General features: G+C 38.4%; 17 protein-coding genes and 2 pseudogenes. 10 read left to right on the top strand and 9 right to left on the bottom strand.

Annotated elements, in window-relative coordinates:
• Positions 1-80: 80 nt before the first annotated feature.
• On the bottom strand, positions 81-317 hold the full coding sequence (locus KO530_RS13675) for a hypothetical protein (protein ID WP_216049000.1): 237 nt from the start codon (positions 315-317) through the stop codon (positions 81-83).
• Between the two features lie 233 nt (positions 318-550).
• Here KO530_RS13675 and KO530_RS13670 point away from each other — a divergent pair, with 233 nt between their 5' ends.
• From KO530_RS13670 to KO530_RS13655, 4 genes are all read left to right on the top strand, one after another.
• A complete protein-coding gene (locus KO530_RS13670; RefSeq protein WP_216048999.1) occupies positions 551-802 on the top strand; it encodes a helix-turn-helix domain-containing protein in 252 nt (83 codons plus the stop codon).
• Between the two features lie 465 nt (positions 803-1,267).
• Positions 1,268-1,522, top strand: coding sequence for a hypothetical protein (locus tag KO530_RS13665; RefSeq protein WP_216048998.1), 255 nt, complete (start codon positions 1,268-1,270; stop codon positions 1,520-1,522).
• A 73-nt stretch (positions 1,523-1,595) separates the two neighbouring features.
• Positions 1,596-2,528 carry a hypothetical protein gene (locus KO530_RS13660; protein ID WP_216048997.1) on the top strand — a complete coding sequence of 311 codons (933 nt, stop codon included), beginning with the start codon at positions 1,596-1,598 and terminating at the stop codon, positions 2,526-2,528.
• Between the two features lie 304 nt (positions 2,529-2,832).
• A complete protein-coding gene (locus tag KO530_RS13655) occupies positions 2,833-4,263 on the top strand; it encodes an IS1182 family transposase (protein ID WP_216048996.1) in 1,431 nt (476 codons plus the stop codon).
• A gap of 365 nt (positions 4,264-4,628) precedes the next feature.
• Here the strand turns inward: KO530_RS13655 and KO530_RS13650 are convergent, their stop codons facing one another.
• Positions 4,629-4,817 (bottom strand): hypothetical protein, encoded by a 189-nt coding sequence (locus KO530_RS13650; protein WP_216048995.1) that lies wholly within the window; start codon positions 4,815-4,817, stop codon positions 4,629-4,631.
• A gap of 268 nt (positions 4,818-5,085) precedes the next feature.
• Between KO530_RS13650 and KO530_RS13645 the strand changes: the two genes are divergently transcribed.
• The 5 genes from KO530_RS13645 (at position 5,086) to KO530_RS22140 (ending at position 12,546) form a co-directional block, all read left to right on the top strand.
• Complete coding sequence (locus KO530_RS13645; protein ID WP_216048994.1) at positions 5,086-6,777, top strand: alpha-amylase family glycosyl hydrolase; 1,692 nt, start codon at positions 5,086-5,088, stop codon at positions 6,775-6,777.
• A gap of 30 nt (positions 6,778-6,807) precedes the next feature.
• A complete protein-coding gene (locus KO530_RS13640) occupies positions 6,808-7,236 on the top strand; it encodes a hypothetical protein (RefSeq protein ID WP_216048993.1) in 429 nt (142 codons plus the stop codon).
• Between the two features lie 5 nt (positions 7,237-7,241).
• Positions 7,242-11,792: an RHS repeat domain-containing protein gene (locus KO530_RS22145; protein WP_216048992.1), complete on the top strand. Its 4,551-nt coding sequence runs from the start codon at positions 7,242-7,244 to the stop codon at positions 11,790-11,792.
• Between the two features lie 9 nt (positions 11,793-11,801).
• Complete coding sequence (locus KO530_RS13630) at positions 11,802-12,152, top strand: hypothetical protein (RefSeq protein ID WP_216048991.1); 351 nt, start codon at positions 11,802-11,804, stop codon at positions 12,150-12,152.
• 259 nt (positions 12,153-12,411) lie between these two features.
• Positions 12,412-12,546, top strand: a complete 135-nt coding sequence (locus tag KO530_RS22140) for a hypothetical protein (protein WP_289847895.1) — start codon at positions 12,412-12,414, stop codon at positions 12,544-12,546.
• 1 nt (position 12,547) lies between these two features.
• On the opposite strand, the pseudogene KO530_RS13625 reads toward KO530_RS22140, so the two are convergent.
• The 5 genes and pseudogenes from KO530_RS13625 to KO530_RS13605 all read right to left on the bottom strand — a co-directional run bounded on the left by KO530_RS13625 (position 12,548) and on the right by KO530_RS13605 (position 20,328).
• Positions 12,548-13,519: pseudogene (locus KO530_RS13625) on the bottom strand (IS481 family transposase).
• 63 nt (positions 13,520-13,582) lie between these two features.
• The gene (locus KO530_RS13620) at positions 13,583-14,068 is read right to left on the bottom strand and encodes a hypothetical protein (RefSeq protein WP_216048990.1); all 486 of its coding nucleotides are present in this window, start codon (positions 14,066-14,068) and stop codon (positions 13,583-13,585) included.
• Positions 14,065-16,146 (bottom strand): tyrosine-type recombinase/integrase, encoded by a 2,082-nt coding sequence (locus KO530_RS13615; protein ID WP_216048989.1) that lies wholly within the window; start codon positions 16,144-16,146, stop codon positions 14,065-14,067. Before KO530_RS13615 ends, KO530_RS13620 begins: the two co-directional genes overlap by 4 nt.
• Positions 16,143-18,713 (bottom strand): hypothetical protein, encoded by a 2,571-nt coding sequence (locus tag KO530_RS13610; RefSeq protein ID WP_303500493.1) that lies wholly within the window; start codon positions 18,711-18,713, stop codon positions 16,143-16,145. The genes KO530_RS13615 and KO530_RS13610 overlap by 4 nt, the downstream gene beginning before the upstream one ends.
• Before the next feature lie 187 nt (positions 18,714-18,900).
• Complete coding sequence (locus KO530_RS13605; protein ID WP_252729256.1) at positions 18,901-20,328, bottom strand: tyrosine-type recombinase/integrase; 1,428 nt, start codon at positions 20,326-20,328, stop codon at positions 18,901-18,903.
• A 144-nt stretch (positions 20,329-20,472) separates the two neighbouring features.
• Between KO530_RS13605 and KO530_RS13600 the strand changes: the two are divergent.
• Positions 20,473-20,721, top strand: a pseudogene (locus KO530_RS13600) (PhoH family protein); the annotation flags it as partial.
• Between the two features lie 188 nt (positions 20,722-20,909).
• On the opposite strand, the gene KO530_RS13595 reads toward KO530_RS13600, so the two are convergent.
• Both KO530_RS13595 and cysG read right to left on the bottom strand, forming a co-directional pair.
• Positions 20,910-21,863: a hypothetical protein gene (locus tag KO530_RS13595; RefSeq protein WP_216048985.1), complete on the bottom strand. Its 954-nt coding sequence runs from the start codon at positions 21,861-21,863 to the stop codon at positions 20,910-20,912.
• Positions 21,864-21,944: 81 nt separating this feature from the next.
• On the bottom strand, positions 21,945-23,342 hold the full coding sequence (gene cysG, locus KO530_RS13590) for a siroheme synthase CysG (RefSeq protein ID WP_216048984.1): 1,398 nt from the start codon (positions 23,340-23,342) through the stop codon (positions 21,945-21,947).
• Positions 23,343-23,360: the final 18 nt, after the last annotated feature.

Here is a 23,360-nt window from a genome sequence, read left to right as displayed (position 1 = left end):
GCAATATCCTTGGCTGGCTTGCGGCAGAGTTTCCCTTAATGCCACAACATCTATAACGTAAATCGCTATCGGTATATGCTTCAACCCCGCTCTTCCTTAGACCTCATCTCAACCCAATTTTTCGTTAATTTATCAAAGTCCTCACCTGCGATTTCAATTGTCAATTGGGAAGTGGTTTTGCCTGAGTTAGATGTGTCAACCCTTATGGCCAAATCTGTTGGGTTTGAGATAGTAATATGCGCTGAATGCAGACCGGTATCGTCCAATGTTTTGAACATTGTATATTGGCTATTCTTATTTCTATCTTCATTGCTCATGAAAAACACCTCGTGTTTATAGTTTAGATGCTAGATATTCATTATCATATTTTGCTGATGGACAAATATTTCAAAATAGGACAGCTAACTTCTTCTATTCAGTAGACTTAGGAATTCTAATCTCATTATCATTTTGAAATAGGCCAGCTAAAATCTGACACAATACTTCAAATTTTCAATCCATTCGTCCCTAATTTCGGGACATCGTACCATGTCGTCATAATAGGGACAAGATGAAAAAGTCCACCAATGACCAAAGTTACACCCGATTGCTTTCTTGGCTTAAAAATGAGCGTATTAAGAAGGGCATGACTGCGCGTGAGTTAGGCTTACTATTAGACGAGCCTTTCCAAACAGTCAGTAAAATAGAAAAAGGACAGCGAAAACTTTTTGTATATGAATATGTGCAGTACTGTGAAGCGTTAGGCTTGGATCCAAAACATGGATTGAAACAACTTAAAAACGGATCGGAATCTGATAGGTGATCATTTAATAGGCTCATAACAATAGGCATTTTGATAGAGTTTTATGGATGAGTAAAAATAAAAGTTATATGGAAGAAACAGCAACTGATGCAGTCTCAGTCTCCCTTGGTAATCACAATGAACAAGTGTACTAGTGTGATTACCAAGGGAAACTGTCGGTCTAATTACCGAGCGACTTTGTCGTAGACAAGATGTCAGTTAGTAATTTTTCTTTCAATTTGTATGACCGTTTTGAGGACCGGCCGTTCGAGTTACCTAATTACTTTAAAGTATGCGATGTTTTTGGTTAGTATTCCAATTACGGAAGATTGGCGACTAAGGACACATGAGAACCAAGAATTTCACTGACGCGAAGTGACGCAAAAACCGATTTATTTGATTACATATAAATACTCTATAACATAAGACGTCTTCATAGCCACCTTGTCGACCATAGACTGCTTTTAAAATCAAAAAGGTTCAAACATGTACCCTAATTACTTGATTGATGACCACCACTTTAGTGCGGCGTTATCGTTGCTAAAAGCAAATATTAAAAGTGAGCAATTAGAAGCTGCGTTGCAACGAAGTACAGCTAAACATGATACTGTTAGGGTTTTGGATCAAATAATCGAAGGTCGACTATCTCTAGATGAGTCAGAGCATTTGCCATACAACGAATACCAAGTATTTATGTGTAGAATTTACCCACATCTGATGCAAATTTTTTTTTGGCGCTAAACTTCGTCACAGCCAGCTATCTCTAGCGGACTTACCAGAATTAACACATTTCTTTTCAGCCACCGACGTATACTTGTTAAATCTAGGTGTTTCTTCCACCAAATTTAATTTTTTTGAGCAAGATAATAAACCAATTGAAGAGCGCAAAAAGTCCATCCTCAAAAGCTATAGCCACCTAACAACAAGTCAGCATGAAAATCAAATAGAATTAGCCGTTTTAAAAGCAATACTCACGACAGAAAAAAAGGCCGTGATTGCACAATGTAACAAGACCGGCTTTTCATTTACATCAGTAATACAGCTACTAGAAAAATCTCTCACTTGTGATACTCCGATGGAATTGTATTTTAGTTCCAAAAATGAAGATTTGGAAATCTATAATAATGTCGTCAGTCCGCTCAAAGAGGCATTTTATATTGGTTTACGAACTAAGGATGCATCTGAGCTGGCAGAAAAAGTCATTCAAAAGAAATATACTCAATGGACTGACATAGAACATGCAGTCGTGACAAATGCCCGACATTCAAATATTGAAATACCCGCACACATGCTAAAGCGCGATCAGCTTGAGTTAATTGCATGCCCTCCCAATTCACATGAGGCTTTCCTTAATTGGTATACAAAAACCGCTCAAGAGAAAGACCTTCCCTCAATATCGCCTACAAATAAAACCAAAGTAAATGAGCTAGTATTGGTAACGAATTTATGCGACAACATTACACGCTTCCCATTGCCTGGGGGCGGGGCGATGTTGTTGAATGAAACAGAGAACAACAACTTTTCTGCCCATTTAATTGGAATGTTCTACGATAAGATGGATTTATCCGTAAAGCGCCAACAAGTTTTTAGGAAGACTATCAAAGCATCCATCGTTGGTACTTCGAAATCCACTGGCAATGCGATATTAACAATTGGCGTAATTGGCGTAATTGGTGTGATCGTAGTCATTGCGATGACATTGTTGTCAATTGTTTCGTCAATGGGGGGAGGGGTTCTTCGACCATGACCTCACTGCTATGGCTTAAATCATATCTTGGTAGAAAACTCAACTCTTGGTAAATCGTTACTTAACGTGAACTTCAACGGTCGGTATTGGTACTCAACCTTGACCGACGGAAGTGAGCGAATAGCGGTAATTGGTTTCGTTGTCTTTGAACGACGGCTTACGACCGAGACTGTGTGAAAACTCTGTCTTGATCATCTTTTGGTCTAAGCAGCTTTTTCATATGATCAATCAGTCTAGTTAAGCCGCCAAAACTGTTTTGTCATAGGGTAAAATTAGTAGTATCACAAACATCAAGTGCGCTGCTATGTCTCATCACATTCAAGACCAAGGACGACAACAAACGACTCTATTTCCTGAAGCACTAGACGATTTTGTCACTGATGATAACCCTGTTCGTGTTATCGATGTATTTGTGGATGAAATCGATTTGGTTGAACTAGGGTTTGAACGAGTACATGCCAAACGTACAGGTCGCCCCGGTTATCATCCTGCAACCTTACTTAAACTCTATATTTACGGCTATCTGAATCGCATTCAATCTTCCCGTAGACTCGAAAAAGAGTCACATCGGAATGTTGAGTTGATGTGGTTACTTGAGCGCTTAACACCCGATTTTAAAACTATCGCTGATTTTAGAAAAGATAATGGCAAAGCAGTTAAAGGGGTCTGCCGTCAGTTTATCGAGCTATGTCGCCAGATGAACATGTTTTCCGAGTCACTGATTGCCATTGATGGTAGCAAGTTTAAAGCCGTCAACAATAGATCAAGAAACTACACATCTAGCAAAGTAAAGTTTCATATCACGCGCGTTGAAAATAGTATTCAAGAGTATCTTGACGGATTAGATAAGCAAGACAAAGACAATCAGCAAACTGAAGAAAAAGCATCATCATCAAAAATTAAGTGGTTAAGAAAACGCTTGGCAGAACTCAAAAAAATGGAGGAAACCGTTCAAGAGCATCCAGATAAACAAGTATCACTTACCGACCCTGATTCTCGATTAATGAAGTTACATCATCTGAACAGGCAAGTTTGCTATAACGTGCAAAGCGCAGTAGATACCAAACATCATCTAATTGTCAGCCATGACATTGTTCAATCTACCGACATGGGGTATCTCACATTAGTCGCCAAACAAGTTCAGGAAGCACTCAATAAACAGGACATCACCGTTATCGCAGACAAAGGTTATTTTAGTCGAAACGATATCAAGTTATTGGACGATATTGGTGTCACCGCACTTATCCCCCAAAGCGATACATCGGGTGCCAAACTCAAAGGCATTTTTAATAAATCGTTATTCAAATATGACAAAGAAAAGGATATTTATATTTGCCCTGCGGGAGAAGAGTTACAAAATCGAATGCGGGTCTTTGATAGTGGCCTAGAGCAAGATGTTTACTTCAATCATATTGCCTGTCGCGATTGCACTATTCGAGCAAAATGCACTACAGCTAAACGTGACCCCAGACGAATGAGGCGATGGGTGCACGAAAAACTAATAGATACGATGCAAACGACATTAGATGAGTCACCAGAAACGACGGTTCTGCGTAAACAAACCGTCGAACACCCGTTTGGCACAATTAAAATGTGGATGGGGTCGACTCACTTTTTAATGAGAAGGTTAAAAAACGTCAAAACCGAGATGAGCCTGCATGTGTTGGCTTATAACCTTAGACGAATGATATCGATATTTGGCGTACCGACACTGATACAAGCAATGAAGGCATAATCGCGGCTTTTTTTACCGTTAAGTTGCCTAATTAAGCCCAACAACCTGCTCACCACTTATTTTATTTTCGTATCAGCTACAATTCTTGATAAACCTGAAACTTAAAAAAGAAACTGCACATTAGTTTTGCAAAAAGTGGGCTAGATCCGGCAAAGACGCAGTTGCTTTAGTGGTTTTCACACAGTCTGGACAAAGAGCGGACATTTAAACTTGCCTCTAGAGTCATATTCCTCAGAATAGTTTAATCGGTTGAACAGTAAGTTTAACTGTTGGAAAAAACGAACGTTCAACTCTTCGGTTTTGAAATTATGTTATAGTCCCTCTTTAGATGAATCAGTAGGATAATGTCTGTTTCACATGATTCACTAATCTAGCTGAGAGCCACGCACTCCAATATTCTCTTCAAACCATGCCCTGATTGGTTCGGGCAGAAAACTGATGTCTGCATCCAGGTAGTAATAGACTGCATATAGTTCGGCAAGATACTCCGCCGGTGACATCACGGCATAAGCGTCAGGCACATTTGCCAGCGTTTGGATAGCAGACTGGTCCACGACCACCAATTCCTTGTAATAAAAGTTGTAGGCGAAAGATCTACCATTCACTGTGCCCGGGTACCAAGCATGTGTAAATAATCACGTAAAGTTTGAATGGGTCAAAATACTTGAGAATAATTTGGTTTATCTATATTGCTCCTTCGGATTAATGGTGATATTTTGGCTCTACGGTAAACATTTGTACCGAAATAAATTTAGTTATTCATAGCACGAGGAAGTCTAACTAAATCAAGGATTTTAAAACGCAGTCGAATGGACTCACTTTATGACTAAGCTTTCTCTTACCTTATTATGTTTATCTTTTTGCGTGTCTTGCCAGCCAAATATCGATGTCGATTTGGCTAAAAAAGATGTATCCGTAGTTAAAAAACAGCCTTTAGACCCTTCTTGGAAGAATAATGTCATCTATCACGTCTGGGTAAGGTCATTCTTCGATACCAACAATGATGGAAACGGCGACCTAAAAGGAATTACTCAAAAAATCCCGTATATCAAATCACTCAATGTCACGTCTATTTTGTTGAGTCCAATATTCGCGAGTCCTTCTAATCACGGTTACGATGTTATTGATTACAAATCGATAAATTTCGATTTTGGCTCAATGGAAGACTTCGATAAGTTGTTGAGTGAAGCGCATGCCAATGGATTAAAAATAATCTTAGACATTCCGTTAAATCATACATCTGACCAGCATCCTTGGTTTGTGAATTCATATTCTAAGGATGGCAGTTACCAAGATTTTTATAGGTGGAACGGTGAATTACCTGAAGATTATGGGCAACCTTGGGATGAAACATCTCCTGCTACATCTGTCTGGCATACCAAAAAAGAACGTGATGGGTATTACTATGGATTATTTGGCTATGCCAGCCCAGATTTGAATTTTAAGAATGATGAGGTTAGACAGCAAGTAAAGGACATACTTCACTTCTGGATTAATAAAGGAGTAAATGGTTTTAGGATTGATGCAGCAAGGCATTTGGTTGAAGAAGGTTCCAACCCACTACAAGAGGATACAGCTTCGAATTTTGCACTTATTTCTGAATTGATTGGCTATATCAAAGATATCGACCCTCAAGTATTTGTCATTGGAGAAACTTTTGCTGATATTGAAACAAGCTCTCAGTATTTGAAGATTGAGAACGGGTTCGATGCAGTCTTTAACTTTGAGTTTTTTAATGGGATTAGAGACACATTAAGTGAGGAGACATTAAAATTAGAAAGCCAAATGCAAACAGGCTCTCTCATCAATCAATCTATTCAGAGCGATTATAAAATGCTTTTGGACTTTAAGCCCAAAGATAAGCAAATTTATACGTTTTTGAATAATCACGATGTCGTCAGATACAAAGGATTGACGGTAAACAATGATGGCGAAGAAAAAATAATCGCGGCCTTGAGCGTGTTTAGTCCGGTCAATATTTCTGTATATTATGGTGAAGAATTGGGTATCTCGCAACGCAATATAGGCGAGCATATATACAAGCGAGGGATCATGCTTTGGGACAAAACTCAGAACGCTGGTTTCAATTCTGGTCATACGCCTTGGATAGATGAAGTGACGCTTGACTGGAATAGAAGTTATCTTCCTTGGTTTGAAGACGCAGTAAATTTAGACAAAGATAAAGATGCTGATTCCCAACTTCAAGACACTAATTCTCTCTTACGTTTCTATCAAGCAGCTTTAGAAGTCAAAACTAATGATACCGTAATGTCTGCTGTTGAATCTGTTTCTATCGAAGACGATTCTGCTCGAGCCATTTATTTAAGATATGAAAACAAAACTGAGTTCAGATTGCTGCTGGCAAATCCCTATCCCAACCACGTTGTTGAAATCGAAATGGGTACTCACACTGGTAAATATGGACTTGAGCTAATCTCAGGCCAAGAAATTCAAATTCCGCAAACAATAAAATTGAATCATGGCGATGTCATGCTTCTGGATATAGCACGCTAAAAGTCAAGTAACCATGGAGCTGATATTACTATGACAAGTACAATTAAATTATTATTCTCACTATTAATCACTTTATCTTTTTTTCCCGTTAATGGGGCAGTGCTAGCACCAACCATTGATGACAATGGAACGGTTAAAATACAGTGGACCAATACAGCAGATGTTAGCCGTTGTTCAAATTTAAACAGTTACAAAATATCAGTTAGAAGAAACGGTCAGCTTATTTCTACTCTCTATCAGCGTTGGAGCTATATCAAGTATAAATACATCAATAATATTACTGTTCCTGCTACTTATCACTTCGGTGTTTTTTATCGTCAATGTACATCCCCGAGCTCCTCAAGTTGGCTATATGCTGGTCAAGCTAGGGTGGATATAGAAGAAATCGATCCAAATACTAAAGTTATTTTTATTCACACGGATTTGTTAGGCAGTCCTGTCGCTGAGACTTTGGAGTAATAACAGTGAAAATTAGCATCGTACAAACAAATACTTATAAGAATGCCATCTTTAAACCACTTTTAATTGCTTTGGCGCTCTCATTTTCTGTAGCGGTTAAAGCGGATGATCCAATAATACCACCAGACTCTTCAAGCGAAGAAGGGTTTGGATCCGTTTTCAAAAGCAGCTACAGCGACCTGCCTTCAGAATCAATTAGCATTCAGGATTTGAAATTAAGGCATACATTTGAAGTGGCTAGCATTCCTTTCTCAAATGGCTCGAAAGTGCAAGTTGGCTATGAAGTCAAAGGGTTCAGTGGTGGCATAGTTGAGCCATTTTTAATGCTGAATGGGCGTGATACGAGACTTCAACTAAGAGGCAGTTCTTCTACTGGAGGTTACTTCAGTTTGAGAGGATTTGGTTGTCTAGGTAACCTCAGCCAGCTTGGGTTAAGAAAAAGCTCAGTAGGTCAACCTCAATACTCAAAACCATTAGGATATAATACTGGAGATATGCCTCAAGGTTCTTTAGCACTGTTTAAAGATAATGGTGTTCTTACATGCGAATCTGCACTACCTGTTATAACCTATCCAGATGGAGTCAAGTTTAAATTTGGAGCTAAACAGTCTGCAAGTGGCACTTCAAACTATTTCACTTGGTCATTGGCAAGTGTATCTGATAAAGATGGGAATATTGTTGATTTTTCCTCTGGTACTTTACTTGCAAATGGTGTTGAAATTCAACGAGTCATTTCTAACGGTAGATTGGATAAATTAATTTTAAAGTCTAGCGAAAAAGACTATGAAACAACTTTCCACTACAACGCCAGGAAAGAAATAGAATCCATTACTGACCCAGATGGTAATATTACAAAATATACTCATACTGGACCTTTCACGGGAGCACCGACATCCATAGAAAGCATTACTTTTCCTTCAAAGTTAAAAGTTGAATACTCATATCAAGGATATTGGGAAGATAGTAGAAACAGCTTAACCGTTAGCAGCAAAACTATTTCCGGTCCAGATATAGCCACGCGACAGTTCACATATACATTGACATCGCCTGAACTTAATTACCCTGGATTTCAAGGACATCGTTCTGTTGTATATGAATACAATGTAGATGATCAGAGCAACGCTTTAACGCAGGTTAACTATATACACAGCAGTGCTGATTTTATGGGAGAAATATACAAACGAGAAGTGTACTTAGGGGAGCTTTTATCAACTGGGTGGGTGTTCAATTCTCGATGGGAAGAGGGAGCTTTGTTGGTCAAGAATGAGGTGCAATGGGACTCATACAAACTTGGCACTTCTGGTTGCCATAAACAGTTAAATTCTCCAAACTACAGTTCAACACCTCATTGCAGAGATGTGCGGAAAATAAAAGAATTCACTAGCTACAAAGCCGATAACGGTTACGATACTTATTTTAAAGAATACATTGATTACTCTTCTTACTTCGCAATATCTAAGTATAAAGAGACTTTTTCAAATAGCACTTCGCTTCCGTCAGATAGAATTGATGAGATCAGTAGCATTTCTGGAAACTCAAGATTCACTCTTAATCAATACCAGCACAATAAAGACCAATGGCTTCTTGATAAATTACAGCAAAGTAGTATCTCGGAAACTGATTCTGGATTTAAGGTCACTGATAAATATGTTTTAGACAACACAACTTTAAACACCAAAGAAGTATATAAAAATGGCTTTAAGACTAGTAGCTTTGAATATTTTAATTCAGGAAATAATAAAGGAGCACTTAAAAGCATCAAATCAAGTATAAATCGAATTAACAGTAGTGAACGCAGAGAAGTAAGTTATAGCGACGACTATAATGCTGATAAGCCATATGAATCAAAAACATATAATCGTACTAAAGAAGAATTTATTACTTCATATCAAGAGGCTGATAGCTTTGGGCGTGTGACTAAGAAAATTGATTATGATCAAGTAACTACGCACTTTACTTACGATAATCTTGGACGACTAATATCTAAAGACATTGCAAATGATAGTCTATTCAACAATTCATGGTTGGATTTGCTGACTGTTTGGGATGATGTTGCAAATACCAAAATTGTTTATTTGTGTACTCTAAACGCAACTAGGAATGCTTGCTCTGATTCTCCTAGTTTCAAAACAACTGAGTTTTATGACGCACTAGGAAGACTTGTATCTAGAAAAACTGAAGATCTATTGAGTTCAGATAGTAACACCAAAGTACGATATGAAAATTTTGAATACAACACTCGTAATCAGGTCACATTTTCATCTTTTGTGAGTTTCGATCCCAATGAAAACAAAGGGATCCGCACGGAGTATGATGTTTTAAATCGGAAACAGAAGGTTATAACTAGTGGGCAAGGCACTATAAGCTACGCATATCTTACTGGGAATGAAATACAAGTAAATGATGGCGAAAGTAACGTTACTACAACTACCTATCAAGCGTTCGGGAGCCCAAGCTTCGAACTCGCAACTAAAATAGCTTCACCCGAGGGAGTCACAACTGACATCGAAATAGATGTATTTGGGTTGACAAAAAGCGTCACACAGTCTGGTCATGGTAAGTCTTTTACCGAAACTCGAAAATACGATACATCAAATCAATTGTGTTTAATTCAAAGAGCTGATGTTGGAAACACAGTATTTAAATACAATCCTTTAGGTGAGCTTGTTTGGCAGAAGCACGGTGTAAGTGATAACCATTGCGTAGCTTCTGCTCCATCTGGTAGCACATATTTTGTTTATGATAACTTAGGTGACATGTACAAGATAAATTATCCAGGTTCTGATTTAGATGTAACATACGAACGAGACAACAGGGGCAATGTTACAACCCTGACTGCTGGAAACATTATTCAAGAGTATAGTTACAATAACCTTAATCTTCTTGAAGATGAAACTCTAACCATTGGAGCGGAGGGCACTTTAGAGGTCGATTACACGTACAATAATCTTACGCATATTGACAGTGTAACTTATCCTGACGGTACTCAAGTGAATTTCAAGCCCAATGGCTTTGGCTCACCAACTCAAGCAATAAGCCCTCAAATGCTTTTTGCAGAAGATGTTAAGTATCATGGCAATGGAATGATTCACACATTCACTTACGGAAATGGTGTTAAACATACAACGTCACTAAATTCTACCAGTTTATTGCCTAGAGAAATTAAAGACGTCAGAGGAAATGGAAACATTGTTAATCTTAGTTACACATATGATGATAACGGTAATCTAAAATCAATTACGGATCGACAAAATACCTCCTACAGTCTAACCAACTTGGCTTATGATGGTTTGGATAGAGTGACAGGTGTGACCGGTGGCTCCAGTATTGGTAACAGCAGTATCAGCTACGATGCACTTGGCAACATTAAAAATTACACTAGTAAGGGGCGCTCGCTAAACTACTCTTATCATAGTTCAAATAATCGCCTGACATCTGTCACTGGAACTGGCACCAATGGGAAATACGGCAATATCCAATATGATGATCGAGGGAACATTAAGCACAACGGTACATTTGGACTTACCTTTAATGCTGCCAATCAGTTGAGTTCTGCAAAAGGAAACAGTTACCTTTACGATGGTCACAACCGGCGAGTAAAACAAGTTGACGGAAATGGCACTCGATATTCTATGTATAGCCAAAGTGGGGTTTTATTATATCAAGAAAAAGAAACCTTCGTTGGAAATGGGACAAGCAATATATATCTAGGGAAAAAATTAATAGCAAAATATGGCGATGTAACACCACAACCTCTATCGAATAGTCGCCAACATTTTCGACCTTTCGGAGAAACTATAGAGACTCCTAAAGATGACATAGGTTATTCAGGCCATAAATTCGATACTGATTTAGGTTTAAGCTACATGCAAGCACGGTATTACGATCCTATGATAGGACGCTTTTATTCGAATGACCCAGTTGGATTTACAAACGTTCATACATTCAACCGTTATGCATATGCTAATAATAATCCATACAAATATGTCGATCCTGACGGCAAAGCGGCAGGGACTCTCAATAAGCTGTGGGAAAAGATGAAAGGAATTTTTACAGTCGGCCCTGTTGATGCTTATCAGGTAGGGATTGGAAAACACAAAGATTTCGCAGTATCTGTATCAAATCAATTTGTGAAATCCCATGGAAATGGTTTGACAAAAGCTCAAAAAGAGCGATTGAAAAATGGAATTCGCCATGTTGCTTGGCAAGCGAGTATTACTTTAGAAGAGGGATTGGAATCAGCAGTTGAGATTGGTAGGCTTCACGAGCTAGGTGAAACTGAAAGCAAGGACAGTAAAATAGATCAACACAATAACATAGTTGGCCAATCAATTGGACAGAACTCCAAAGACTTGGATGAAGTTGTAAGTTCAATTGCAACTGAATTAGCAACAGGTAGTATCATAACAACTTGGACCGATCCAAGAATCAATCAATCTTTACCGAATTTCGTTGGCTCAAATAATTCTTCTTATGGTGGTTCAGGAAGTGACAGTAGTGGTGGCAGCGATAGCAGTACAAGCAGTTGCAGTAGTGGTTCTTATCCTAATTGTTAGGTGATAAAAATGAAAATTCGATTCAAAACATTAGTAATTTTTTTAGTGACATTTATTATATCGAGTGGGTGTAGTGATTGGAAGCAAGAGAATATTGATGAAACAATTAATTTGGGAAATAAATTATCAATTACTTTAGAGAAATATAGAGAAACTGAAGGCAGTTATCCAATGAAACTTACTGACCTCACTCCAGCGTACTTGAAGAACATCCCTGAACCAATGGTCGGCGTAAAAAAATGGGATTATGTAAAAGAAACCGATGGCTTTTATCTTGGTGTTAATGGAGCAGACGAAGATTTAGATCCTGTACTTTATCGAACCAATACCAGTGAAGAGTGGTTTATGGACACAAGATAGCTACTAGAAGTATTTATTACTGGGAGCTCTAGGATTTACATACTTTTTGAAGTATACCACAAACCCGTAGTGATTCTGGTATCCGAGAAGGTAGTCTAAAAGCCAACGACCGCTTTACGTACAGGCTGTGTGAAAACTATTGATCACCTTTTGGTCTAAGTATGTGTTTAATATGAGCAATCGGTCTTAAGTATCGATCCTCAATTAGGGTGGTAATTGGTAAAATGAAACTATCAAAAAGCTGATAGGTTTCATATACATGTCGAGGTTTATCGAAGGCCAAAGCAGAACGCAAAGCACGATGTTTCCCGAAGTTCTGGATGACTATATCCATGAAGATAACCCAATTCGTGCCATCGATATGTTTATCAATTCTTTGGAGTTATCTGTGTGATTCATAGAGATCGTTTCAATCTCGCGATCTCTAAATCTAGCTTGTAATTGGCATCCTGAACCCTTTCATTCTTGACTTTATAGTTGTCTAAAACTTCATCTGAAAAAGGTGTTTCATTTGAGACAATGAAATACTTTTCCATTGGTGTTTTTCCCTTGTGAGCGCTATGTGGTCGGTTCCAATTGTAATAGTGCTGCCATTCAGACAGTTGGTTATCCAAATCTTTAGATTCGATATCTACAGTTGCATAAAATTCAGCTTTATCGGTTTTCTGAGACCGCTCAACCTTTCCATTGAGATGTGGTGAAGCTGGTTTGTTGGGACGGAACTTGATGCCCAAAGACATCATTTTTTTCTGAACCTTTTCAGCAAAAAACTCTCTGCCACGATCAGTTTGAAACCGCTGGATAGGAAACGGCATTTCTTCAACGACAGCATCAATAAAGTCTAACGTATTTGCAGCAGTGCGCCGCTTGTAAAGCCTCAGAACTCTATATCTAGTGCAATCGTCAACGGAAGTGTATTGATAAAGTCCAGGACCTATTTTACACGTATCCATTTGTACTCTATCGCCAGGCAGAGGTCGTTCATATCGAATGTAATCAACCTTTCGCCTAAATTTTTGAACGGGTTTAACTTAGTACTTCTTCAGAACTTTGTGAATTGTCGCGAGAGCTAGCGAAGTATTGTGAAGTCTAAACAGCTCACTTTGAAGCCTTCTAGCACCGAGGTTTCTCGTAGCCCGTAATTCTAAAATCAGTTTCGCAACCTTATCTGTAGTTTTAAGGTTTGGTGACGAATGAGGCCGTTTACTAAGACCAACCAGACCATCTTGTCCTAGCTCTTGATAGCGTCGCCACCATTTACGAAGAGTTGGTCTAGTGATACCACATTTACGGCAAACTAACCCCGCGTCACCTGAAGATTCAGGTAACTTTATCCAGACTAATTTTTGTTGAATTTCATCGTTCATAACACCCAAGTATAGTGAAAGGATGTCTATGAATCACACAAATTAAGTTCTGGTTCATAAAATTCATTCATTACGCTTCGTACTTGAAATTAATTCAATAATTTCTCCTGTAGATTCATCCATTCTTATTTCTCTCTGTTGCCCTGAGTGAACTAGTTGATTTTGTAAATCTGCATTTATTAGTTTTAGCTTATCTATCTCTGCATACATTTCTTGCAGTAATACCAGAAATTTCTCTATTTTTTTGTCATAAACTTTTGGATCAATATCACTTTTATGCTTTTCGTTTGCCAGTTTACTTTTGAGATTAGATACGTGGGCTTTGAGCTGCTGGATTAATTCATCCTTGTTAGTTTCTTCCTTTTTTTCCTCCCACCTTGTTTGAGCATCTTCGATCTCTACTCGTAAGTTTATCCATTTTTCTTCTATTTTCGACAGATTTGCAATATTCCTTTTTGCTCTAGTAGCAACAGCATTTTTGGTAATTTTGCTACCATCTGACTCCATTTCATCAAGGGCTCGTTTGATATCGTCGTAAGCGCTACTCATGCTCGTGCCCCTTTGTTATTCTTATATGCGTCATCAAGTACATAATCGGCTGCTGCTATGTTGTTTTTCCAGTGAATAGCAAATAGCTCGTACTCTTCTTGCTCCTCTTTGGATGATGCAGCATATGCCTCTAGTTTGTCAGTTGCCTCTTTTTTTATTATTTGCCAATTCACCTTATGGCGTTTACTGATTATTTTACTTCCGCAATAAACGCACCCACTAGGGATTCCCACTCCTTTTATCTTACAGCCTTCTCCTGCCGTACAGTAACCTGTAGGCAAGCCGCGAATGTTTTGAATATTTTTCACAAGGAATTTTTTCAGTTCTTCTATAGAACTGAAATGGATCTGCTTGATGACATTTGAATCTTTGTTTTGACTATCTGTAATTCCTATTATGAGATCTTTTGAAGTTTTATTAATTTGTTCACCAGCACCACCTTTCAAAGATTGTGACTCTGCTTCATCAATTAATTCTTCAGCTACACGCTCGATTAAAATCTCACTAAATTCTTCTGTAGTTTTAATTAAAGTTGTTGAAGCTAAAAATGCTCTTCGCGTGTATACGAATGTCATTAGACTAGTTAAATGTTTAAATTGATATCTAATGTCATCAAGCTCGCCTAACTTATTTGCTATGACAAAATACGCTAATGTATGTCGAAACATGTGGGCTGTTAGTCTTAGTGTTTCTCCTTCTTCGTAAGGAACTCCTCTTTTATCACCTCTAATTGCTTTATAGTTAGATTCAAGGCGCTCAAGCTCAGCTATGTCTTCATTATCTACTGTTAAATTAAAAAGCTCAGCGTGTTCGCTATTTTTGATTTCGAACTTTGTAAATCTTCCAGAGTTACTAAAGCTAACACTGCCGCTACTATGTGAAACACCAAAGAGTCGATTTTTCTTCAACCCCTCCTTTAAATTGTGGGCTTGACTGTTTTTAATATTGGCTCTGCATGAGGAAAGGACAGCTTGTGCTCGTTCTTGCATACCTATTACATATTTTTCATATAATTCAATAGACTCATATACTTCAGCGTTTGAAAACCACTCCATCTCGACCTTACTGTTGTCAGTTTTGGTCATTGTTGCCGTTAAGTAGTAAATATCACCTTTATGATTGGCACAACCAATCTTACAAGTGAGCGCCTCGTTATACCTCATACCTGTATAGGCTAGAATGTTGATATACGTGGCTAACTTTAAATATTCCAATTCTTCAGATAATTGAAAGAATTCTTCTTCATGAGGCAAGTTTCTGATGTGCTTTGCGATTAGCTCGAATGTGTCATTTTTTGGAGGAGGTTCTATCAAGCCTCCATGTAAACTCTCAATTAAACGTGCATTTAATTCGAGCCATCGGTCGATTTTTTCTTTCAAGCTTTCAACCACTTTGGCTGTAAACTTTAAAATATTCTTCATTACTTTAGTAGGAATGACAGGATGTGAGTATGTTACAGGTCTCGGATGATGAAGGTTATTTAAATGCTCAAGTACATTAAAGAAAATACTACACACTTTGGGACCAAATAACTTGAAGCTTCTTCTTACATCAAATAGCTTAGTAAATGAGTGACTTTGGTTATATAATGCTATCTTAGCAATTTCATATAGATAGTCTTTAATCAAGTTTCTGATAACTAAATCAGATTTAAATTCTAATTCATGAAAGGAGTGGTAACCTCTCTCTCTGATGAAATCAGCTATTAAGTTTAAATAGGTTACATCATTTTGGAGTGTAGACATTTTAAGGGGCTTCCCCCCTACGACATCACCATGTGTGAGCTTAAGTAGTGAATAAATACGAATTTGATACGTTAGTTCATCTTCACCGCTAAAAGTGACATTTCTTTGTGCTTCTTCATAACTATGCCATGTCTTATCACCAAAATGAACCGTGCCATGCTTGGCAATATTTAATGCTTTGTTTTCCCACAAAGGGATATTAATGAACTCGCTAGAGTCACTAACTTTAAGACCTTCCAATACTTGAGCTAAAGGTTTTATAGTGATGTGCCCTTTATGTGTTTTACCTACAGCATGGTCTAATAGTATTGTTTTAGTTATCTCTGTTGTCATAGCAAACCTGTGTCTTTCCAATGAGGGTGTAGACCCGCAGTTCTCAATAGATCTTTTCCATCAATGACTGCCTGTGCATTTAGCTTCGAAATATCATTTAGTACTTTATTTACTCGACTTTTTAATTGCTCGATGTTTTCCAATTGCTCAGTAATAGTGTCAAATGTTGCGGCAGAGTTTTCCATATCAGCAACAACAAAGTCCCGATATGACAATAGCTTCCATACATGCAGTGCGTCAGCAACACAGCGATAAAACGGACACCAAAGACATGCGTTAAAATCTGCACATGCTCGTTCGTCTGCTCCTCGCTGGTCTAATAATTTTCTGTTTTGCGATTCGAATGCTTTTACTGCTGATTCATCTTTAGAATTGACGCATACGCCATTAGGGACTTTTTTACCGTCGTCTGGTGGAGTCAGCAAAATAATTACATTGTCGGAAACATCGCGAACAAAATAGTCGGCCATTGTTTTTGTCGCTCTATTGATTGTCATTGCAACATCTTTGTTATCCTGCATTAAATAATGACGTAAGAATGTTTCATAAGAGTGTTTGCCTGCTTTTTGATACCACTTGAATTCTTTAGAGACCTTCCGATATATATAATTAAGACCTGTTTTTCTGACCTTTTGTGAATTAAACGAGATGTCACAACCGAGATTAGATAAAATCCTCGCTATATTCATTGAGAAACGACCAACTGTTAAAACTAGTACATCTTCTTTTCCAATACTATTTGTTTGGGGATATACAAAAACTCTTTGGGATAACTCCTGAATAGAGGGATGGTATGAGGTAGTTAGCTTTATCGCGGATTTAATGTCAAAAATAACAGGAGCAACTTTGTAACCAGTCAATACTCCTTCTTTTTCTAAGTCTTTATAATCTATCTTGAATTTATGCCATTGAGTTTGATAGTCAGCTCTGCGTTTAAACAAGCGAATAGCAGGTGTTTTGCTTAAATGTAGTGGCGCATCTAAGAAAAATAAGTCGTTAGTATCTAGTTCTAGGGTAGGGGTTAGGTTCCAGCCTGTTTTCAATATGACTTTTGCTGCATACAGCGTAACTTTATCTTTAGTTGCTAGTAAGGTGTCAGAAAGTCCTTTTTCGATAAAATAGGCTAGTTTGACGGCTTCTTTGTACGAGTATAGTTTGTCTTGATTTTGCGAAAGTTGGTTCTGGTGTTGTGCTCTTAACTCAGTGCTAACAGGAAAGCTGATTATTGTATCTAGACCATAAAAGGTCAGTAGCTTATCAACTGCACTCTGATAATGTTTAGCTAAAAAAATCGATAAATCGTCTTGTTTTGATTTTAGCTGGATACCTTCTCTTACAGCTTTTAATATTTCAAAATCATTTTCTACAAAAGCGTGAATCCCATTAGTTGCAATGAGTTTCATTTGTCCTTCAGTTAGTGATGACGAGGTGTATTTTAATACCGAAGCCATACTGCCTATGTAGCTCTTGAGAGTGCTAATATTTATGCTTTCACCATCAATGCGCTTTGTAAAAACGTCATGGTATTCGACTAGATTTTGATAAAATTTATGAGCATTATCATATACCCATTCATGTTTCTGCCATTCCGTAGTATTACTCTCTTTGAAGTAGTACCCCAATGAGTACGGCAATAAACTATCTTTAACAATTTTTTCGCCAGTTATGAAATGGTAAAGATCTAACGCAGCGTTTAGTACCAGTATAAACTGCCTTTTATTTTGAGTACTTTCCTCTTGGTATAGTTTACAAAGGTATTTAAATCCTTGATGGTCATTTGTTACTAGCCCTGAAATGCCATACTCACGGAGTAACTCGACTATTGGGTAAGCAACATTACCACTATTATGTAACCATCTTGGAAAAGTTAAAGTCACAGATCTAACTCTAAATTTTTGGGCTTCTGGAGTGTTTGCCAATTGGTTCTTCAAAAAAGCATCCACTTCTGCGCCAAAATTTGGGGATACTCTATGAGCGCACTTCATAACTTCGGCTTCAGTTCTAAGGTGATTACCTCTAACTATTCCCCATACGTCTGGTAATAAAAATTTTAAAAAAGTGCGGAAATTGTGATTGATTATAAATGGTGAAATAAATGCTCTATCTTGTAATATTTCTACCAAAGGTAGTTTGGCGCGTTCAGCTTCTTTAAGGCTATCGTGCTGAAAAAGGCTTATAATAGCCGCAGATGTTTTGAGAATGTTGTCTCTAATTGTAGAGTCTTTAATATTTAACTCAGGTAATACAAGATAATCTAGATATCCCTTTAGTGATTCACGAACCTCTTTAAACTGATGAAATTTTAGTGCGTGCAATTTGATAATATCAATTGAAATAGATTCATTAGTTAGCCTAAATGGGGCGTTGATTTTGTTGTTTTTAAGGTGAAATTGAGCGAGGTTTTCTAGAGCTTCTTCTATACGCGTAGCCCAAGTAGGTAACTTGACATTGTTTATTTCATTAACGCAGAAGTATTCTAATTCTTTCCAAGTTTCAAAGTCTAATAGAGCATTTAATCCCGAAGTTTGAATTGATGTCGCTGTATCAGCACTTACTTTATTTAGCACGAGTGGAAGAATGTGCTGTAAACTGACACAGGCATTCCGCAAGCGACTCATTGAAATTGCAGTGTCGTCTCCTGTGCTAATGTTGTTTGCTTTGTCATACGCTCTATTAAATAGCTCTTCTAACTGTTCGGCTAGAACAGTTGAGTAAGGGATGAACCTAGCTGGAATGCGATTGGATTTACGCTTTTTAATTTGCTGTAGCATTTTCAGCCTCACGCAATAGAAGTTCATCAACGTCACCGTAGATGTCTTGAACCCACTCAGACATTGCACCGTTTGAGTCGCCACCAACGCTCTTAGCAAAATCGATGTAACGCTTGGTGGTTTTGAAGCTCTCATGGCTCATCAATGTCATCAATATCTGCCGAATCGAACTTTCGGATTCACCCTTCTCTATTAGGTATTTGGCTATATAGGTTGCGAAAGTAGCGCGTAAATCATGAAATGTGCGCGATAGTATTTCTAATTCCCGCTCTCTTTGCTCTTTTCTGACAATGGATATAGTGTTTCCCGGTGTTTCTTCATTTATCCGTTCTCCTGAGCTATTCATAAACAAAGGGAGCGGATGTTCGCTATTGTTCATACCGTATGTGGTTTCGTGTTTTGTACGATGCTTCTTGTTCTCTGGCAGCAGAGTGTGAAGATATAAAAGCTTCATCAATACTCTGGCTATTGTCAGTCTTACAGGTTTATGCCCCTTGCGAACAATGTTTAATTTCGGGATGCGTTTTTTGTTTTCTATTTTGTCTGGATCAAAAATATCACTCTGGTCAATTGCAGAGACTTCAAAGGAACGTAATCCACCCAATAGCGCACACTGTAAGTAGATTTTGTAAGAATTCCTTTGTGCAGTAACTGTCTGTAATAGCTGTTTAAGTTCTTGCGGTGAGTATGGTTGAAGCTCTTTGTCAGGTGAATCTTCTTTTTGTTTTATTGTTCTAGGAATGCTCAGGTTACTGACCCATTCCCATAAACCACCTGAACGTGTTGTGCTAGTTGGTAATTGAAACAACGAGCTTTCACTAGGCTTAGCTTTGGATTTTATACGTACTTGCTTATATTCAAGTGAAAAAGGAAGGCTATCTATAGCGCCTCGTTTATGACTCCAAATATAAAATGTTTTTACAGCTCTTATTCGCTCTTGAGCCGTGTTGTAACTTAGCCGTTTGGTTTTATCATTAGTGGCTACTCGATCACATAAGTATTTGTGATAGCGCCAAACAGGCAATTGTGAAATATCATCGTCTACGGATTGTCTAGAGAGTGGGGCTGCTATGACTTCAAAGTAAGAAGCTCCATCTTTGACTAACCAGTCTAAAAAGGCTTTTAAATGCTTAGCTATACTATGAACAGTTTTTACGTCTAACTTTTTTCCCGGTTGACTTGCATAGTAAGCATCACTGAAAGCTTCGCTCTCTTTTATGTTCTTCTTGAGGCAGAAGTGACCTTCGAATCGGTGCATTAAGAACAAGTTCATTTCTTGGCATTCGGTAATACGATCTGGGTGATAAAGTAGAGAGAAATTAGGCTCTACTTTATCATGACGGTATGAATGAGTTCTGATGCCCTCTTCAGTGTTAATAGGTTGCCCAGATTGATCTAGGTGAAAAGACATCCCTTTTCCCAAATTGACCTCTGTTTTTATTATTTTAGATTTTGTTAGTACTACCATATCAATTCACCTCTAATAATATCTTATTTGTAAAAACTTTTTTAATCAAGTTTCTTAGGGGTATGATAGTAAGGTAGCACTTCGGGGGTGATTTTAGACGAATCACAGAACCTCACAGCTTCTCAACTAAAAACCATCATAACCCGATGCGGAGAGGGCACTAAGCTGATTTGCGGCGGAAACTTGGCGCAAATTGATAGTAATTACCTAAGTGCAGTTACTTCAGGATTAACTTATTTGGTGGAGAAATTCAAAGATTTCTCAGGTAGTGCAACTATCAACCTAGATGGCGTTGTGCGTAGCCGTTTGGCTGAATTTGCGGAAGAGAATTTATAGAACTAGTTTACTCAAACAGTCACTAGATTAATTAAAAAGAGATGTTTTCACATCTCTTTTTTTATTCGTTTTTATTTATCACGTTTACCTGCAACGTAAAGAGCCAAGTAAATCTCGTATTGGTATAGATTATTGGGTTTCAATAATAAGCCGAATGTGTGCTTGAGTGGTTTCTAACTGATTCACAGCTAAGGGATTGGCACAACTCGAAAAGTGCCATTTGCAATATGTCTGGCGGTGTCATCTGAAATTTTTCCAATGCTCACCATTGCAGGCCCTGTCGGTTCAATTAAAACATGTAGGGCACCACGAATATCGATGGCTTTTTCGTCTGGACGCTCGCCCAAGTTTACGGCTAGAAGAGCATGATTGGGCAGGTAGACCATTGCCATGCTGAGATCTGGCAGCAAAGAGCGCATCAAGGAGGCTGTTAATGTGGCTTTGCTATCGCAATCTCCTTTATTGTTATTGAGCACCTCTATCGGTGTGAAGAATCCCGCGCCGTTGGAATCTATGCGACTAGTCAATTCGTTGTAGGGAATTGTTTGAATCCAGCCTAGCATCAAGTTCACGTATGTTCGCGTGTCACTTCCTTGTTCTAATTGCTCGTATATAGCTTGAGCTGCGGGCAGTAAAATTTCTCTGCTTTCCTGGATATAACGAATATGGTCGGGAATGACGCCTTCTTGTCCCAAATGGTTGACGAAGCGAGTGTAGTGGTTTGCAAATAAATAATCATCAAATGCACTATCTTGCTTTTCAGACATAAGTGATTTCCACTTGTCTAGCATTTCTTGATATCGGCTAGTCACTTCAATCTCTAAACGATTACCGCGTTGCTGAATGAGGACGCGGGCTTCTTTAGGATCGACCCTTTGGGCCTGTTTCATCAGTTCAATGTAAACATAGCGCTGAGCAATTTCTGGTTTAAATACGGTTTGATTTTGATACTGATCTTGGGCTGCAGATTTGTCGAGTGAAAATTCCAACGTCTTAGTTTGGTTTGACTGGTCAATCCATTGATAGTTGAAAACGACGTTTTCTCCATCAGAAGATTGGTTAAATTGTAACTGTTGCGCGTCAACCGCAAATATCGAGGCTGCAGAAAATAATACACACAAACTTACTAATAATCGTTTCATTGGAATTCACCGTCTCTTTGTCTTAAGCATAGTAGCGAATTTCAGAGTTGAGGTTAAATTTATGGGCAACGAATTCTGAGATTATTTTGTTGTTTGTTCAGTAAGAAACCAATTTAGTTTGTCTCGCAGGGTAACTACTGTGCCAATAATGATAAGTGAAGGTGGTTTAATGTCAGCTGCTGCGGCAAGCTCTTGAATGGTAGCTAAACTGCCTGTCACAACTTTTTGTTTATCAGTGGTGGCAGATTGCACCATCGCTATTGGCATATCTTTGGGCATACCATGTTCAATGAGCTTGTCACGGATAATAGTTAGGCCAGTTATCCCCATATAAAAAACGATAGTTTGATTTTTTTGTACTAAAGCAGGCCAATCTAAATCAATAGTATTGTCTTTTAAATGGCCGGTTGCGAATACTACTGATTGCGCATGGTCGCGATGGGTTAACGGGATTCCTGCATAACTTGCCGCCCCTGTTGCTGCGGTGATCCCCGGCACCACTTGGAATGCAATATTACGACTCACTAGGGTCTCAATCTCTTCTCCACCACGTCCAAAAATAAAAGGGTCTCCGCCTTTGAGTCGAACCACTCGTTTTCCTTCTGCGGCTAAATCGGCAAGTAAAACGTTTATGTCTTGCTGGGGCAGAGTATGTTGGCTTTTAGCTTTCCCCACATAAATCTTTTCAGCATCTCGACGCACCAACTCTAGAACTTCTTTGGACACCAATCTATCGTAGACCACAACATCCGCTTTTTGCATTAACCGCAGGGCTTTGAAGGTAAGCAAATCTGGATCACCAGGACCCGCACCTACTAAGTAAACTTCACCATGGACTTTCTTTTGCTGGTGGTTTTCCAATGACTCGGCAAATAACGCCTCTGCTTTTTGTTGATTACCGTTAAACACCTGCTCTGCTACAGGACCATCAAGGATATCTTCCCAAAAAAACCTACGGGCAGTTACCGTCGATAATTTCTGCTTTACCAACTCTCTAAACTTTTCTGAAAATTGCCCTAAACGAGCTGTTTTTTGCGGGATGTAAGATTCTAACTTTTGGCGTAAATAGCGTAATAAAACCGGTGCAACGCCACCACTGCTCATGGCGATCACAATTGGCGAACGGTCGATAATCGACGGGGTGATAAACTTGCACAAAGGTGTGTTATCAACCACATTAACTAAAATATTGGCATCACTAGCCAGTTTATGAACTTGTTGGTTCACTTCGCTGCTATCGGTTGCCACAAAAATCAGGTCTCGCTGCGTAATATCGTCATGGCTAAATTCTCTTGAAATGACGGTGATTAAGCCTTGTTCTGCAAACTGCGCTACTGTGTTACACATCCAAGGTGCTACTACTGTAATTTTTGCTTCGCTTTTAAGTAGCAATTCTATTTTACGGGCAGCCACTTCCCCTGCTCCTACTACTAAGCAGTTTAACTTTTGAGTATCAATAAAAATGGGGAAATAACGCATATCGGTTGCCTATAGTAG

Origin of the sequence: Aliiglaciecola lipolytica (assembly GCF_018860635.1) — a bacterium.
GTDB classification, from domain to species: domain Bacteria; phylum Pseudomonadota; class Gammaproteobacteria; order Enterobacterales; family Alteromonadaceae; genus Aliiglaciecola; species Aliiglaciecola lipolytica_A.
The sequence above is the reverse complement of the archived record's forward strand: the minus strand, read 5'-3'. Positions and strand labels throughout refer to the sequence as shown.

Excerpts from the sequence above, each read along its gene's own strand:
- KO530_RS13670 (WP_216048999.1), top strand. The coding sequence starts at position 551 with ATGAAAAAGTCCACCAATGACCAAAGTTACACCCGATTGCTTTCTTGG.
- KO530_RS13665 (WP_216048998.1), top strand. The coding sequence starts at position 1,268 with ATGTACCCTAATTACTTGATTGATGACCACCACTTTAGTGCGGCGTTA.
- KO530_RS13615 (WP_216048989.1), bottom strand. The coding sequence starts at position 16,146 with ATGACAACAGAGATAACTAAAACAATACTATTAGACCATGCTGTAGGT.
- KO530_RS13620 (WP_216048990.1), bottom strand. The coding sequence starts at position 14,068 with ATGAGTAGCGCTTACGACGATATCAAACGAGCCCTTGATGAAATGGAG.
- KO530_RS13595 (WP_216048985.1), bottom strand. The coding sequence starts at position 21,863 with ATGAAACGATTATTAGTAAGTTTGTGTGTATTATTTTCTGCAGCCTCG.
- KO530_RS13655 (WP_216048996.1), top strand. The coding sequence starts at position 2,833 with ATGTCTCATCACATTCAAGACCAAGGACGACAACAAACGACTCTATTT.
- KO530_RS13605 (WP_252729256.1), bottom strand. The coding sequence starts at position 20,328 with ATGTCTTTTCACCTAGATCAATCTGGGCAACCTATTAACACTGAAGAG.
- cysG (WP_216048984.1), bottom strand. The coding sequence starts at position 23,342 with ATGCGTTATTTCCCCATTTTTATTGATACTCAAAAGTTAAACTGCTTA.
- KO530_RS22140 (WP_289847895.1), top strand. The coding sequence starts at position 12,412 with ATGTCGAGGTTTATCGAAGGCCAAAGCAGAACGCAAAGCACGATGTTT.
- KO530_RS13675 (WP_216049000.1), bottom strand. The coding sequence starts at position 317 with ATGAGCAATGAAGATAGAAATAAGAATAGCCAATATACAATGTTCAAA.
- KO530_RS13645 (WP_216048994.1), top strand. The coding sequence starts at position 5,086 with ATGACTAAGCTTTCTCTTACCTTATTATGTTTATCTTTTTGCGTGTCT.
- KO530_RS13640 (WP_216048993.1), top strand. The coding sequence starts at position 6,808 with ATGACAAGTACAATTAAATTATTATTCTCACTATTAATCACTTTATCT.
- KO530_RS13630 (WP_216048991.1), top strand. The coding sequence starts at position 11,802 with ATGAAAATTCGATTCAAAACATTAGTAATTTTTTTAGTGACATTTATT.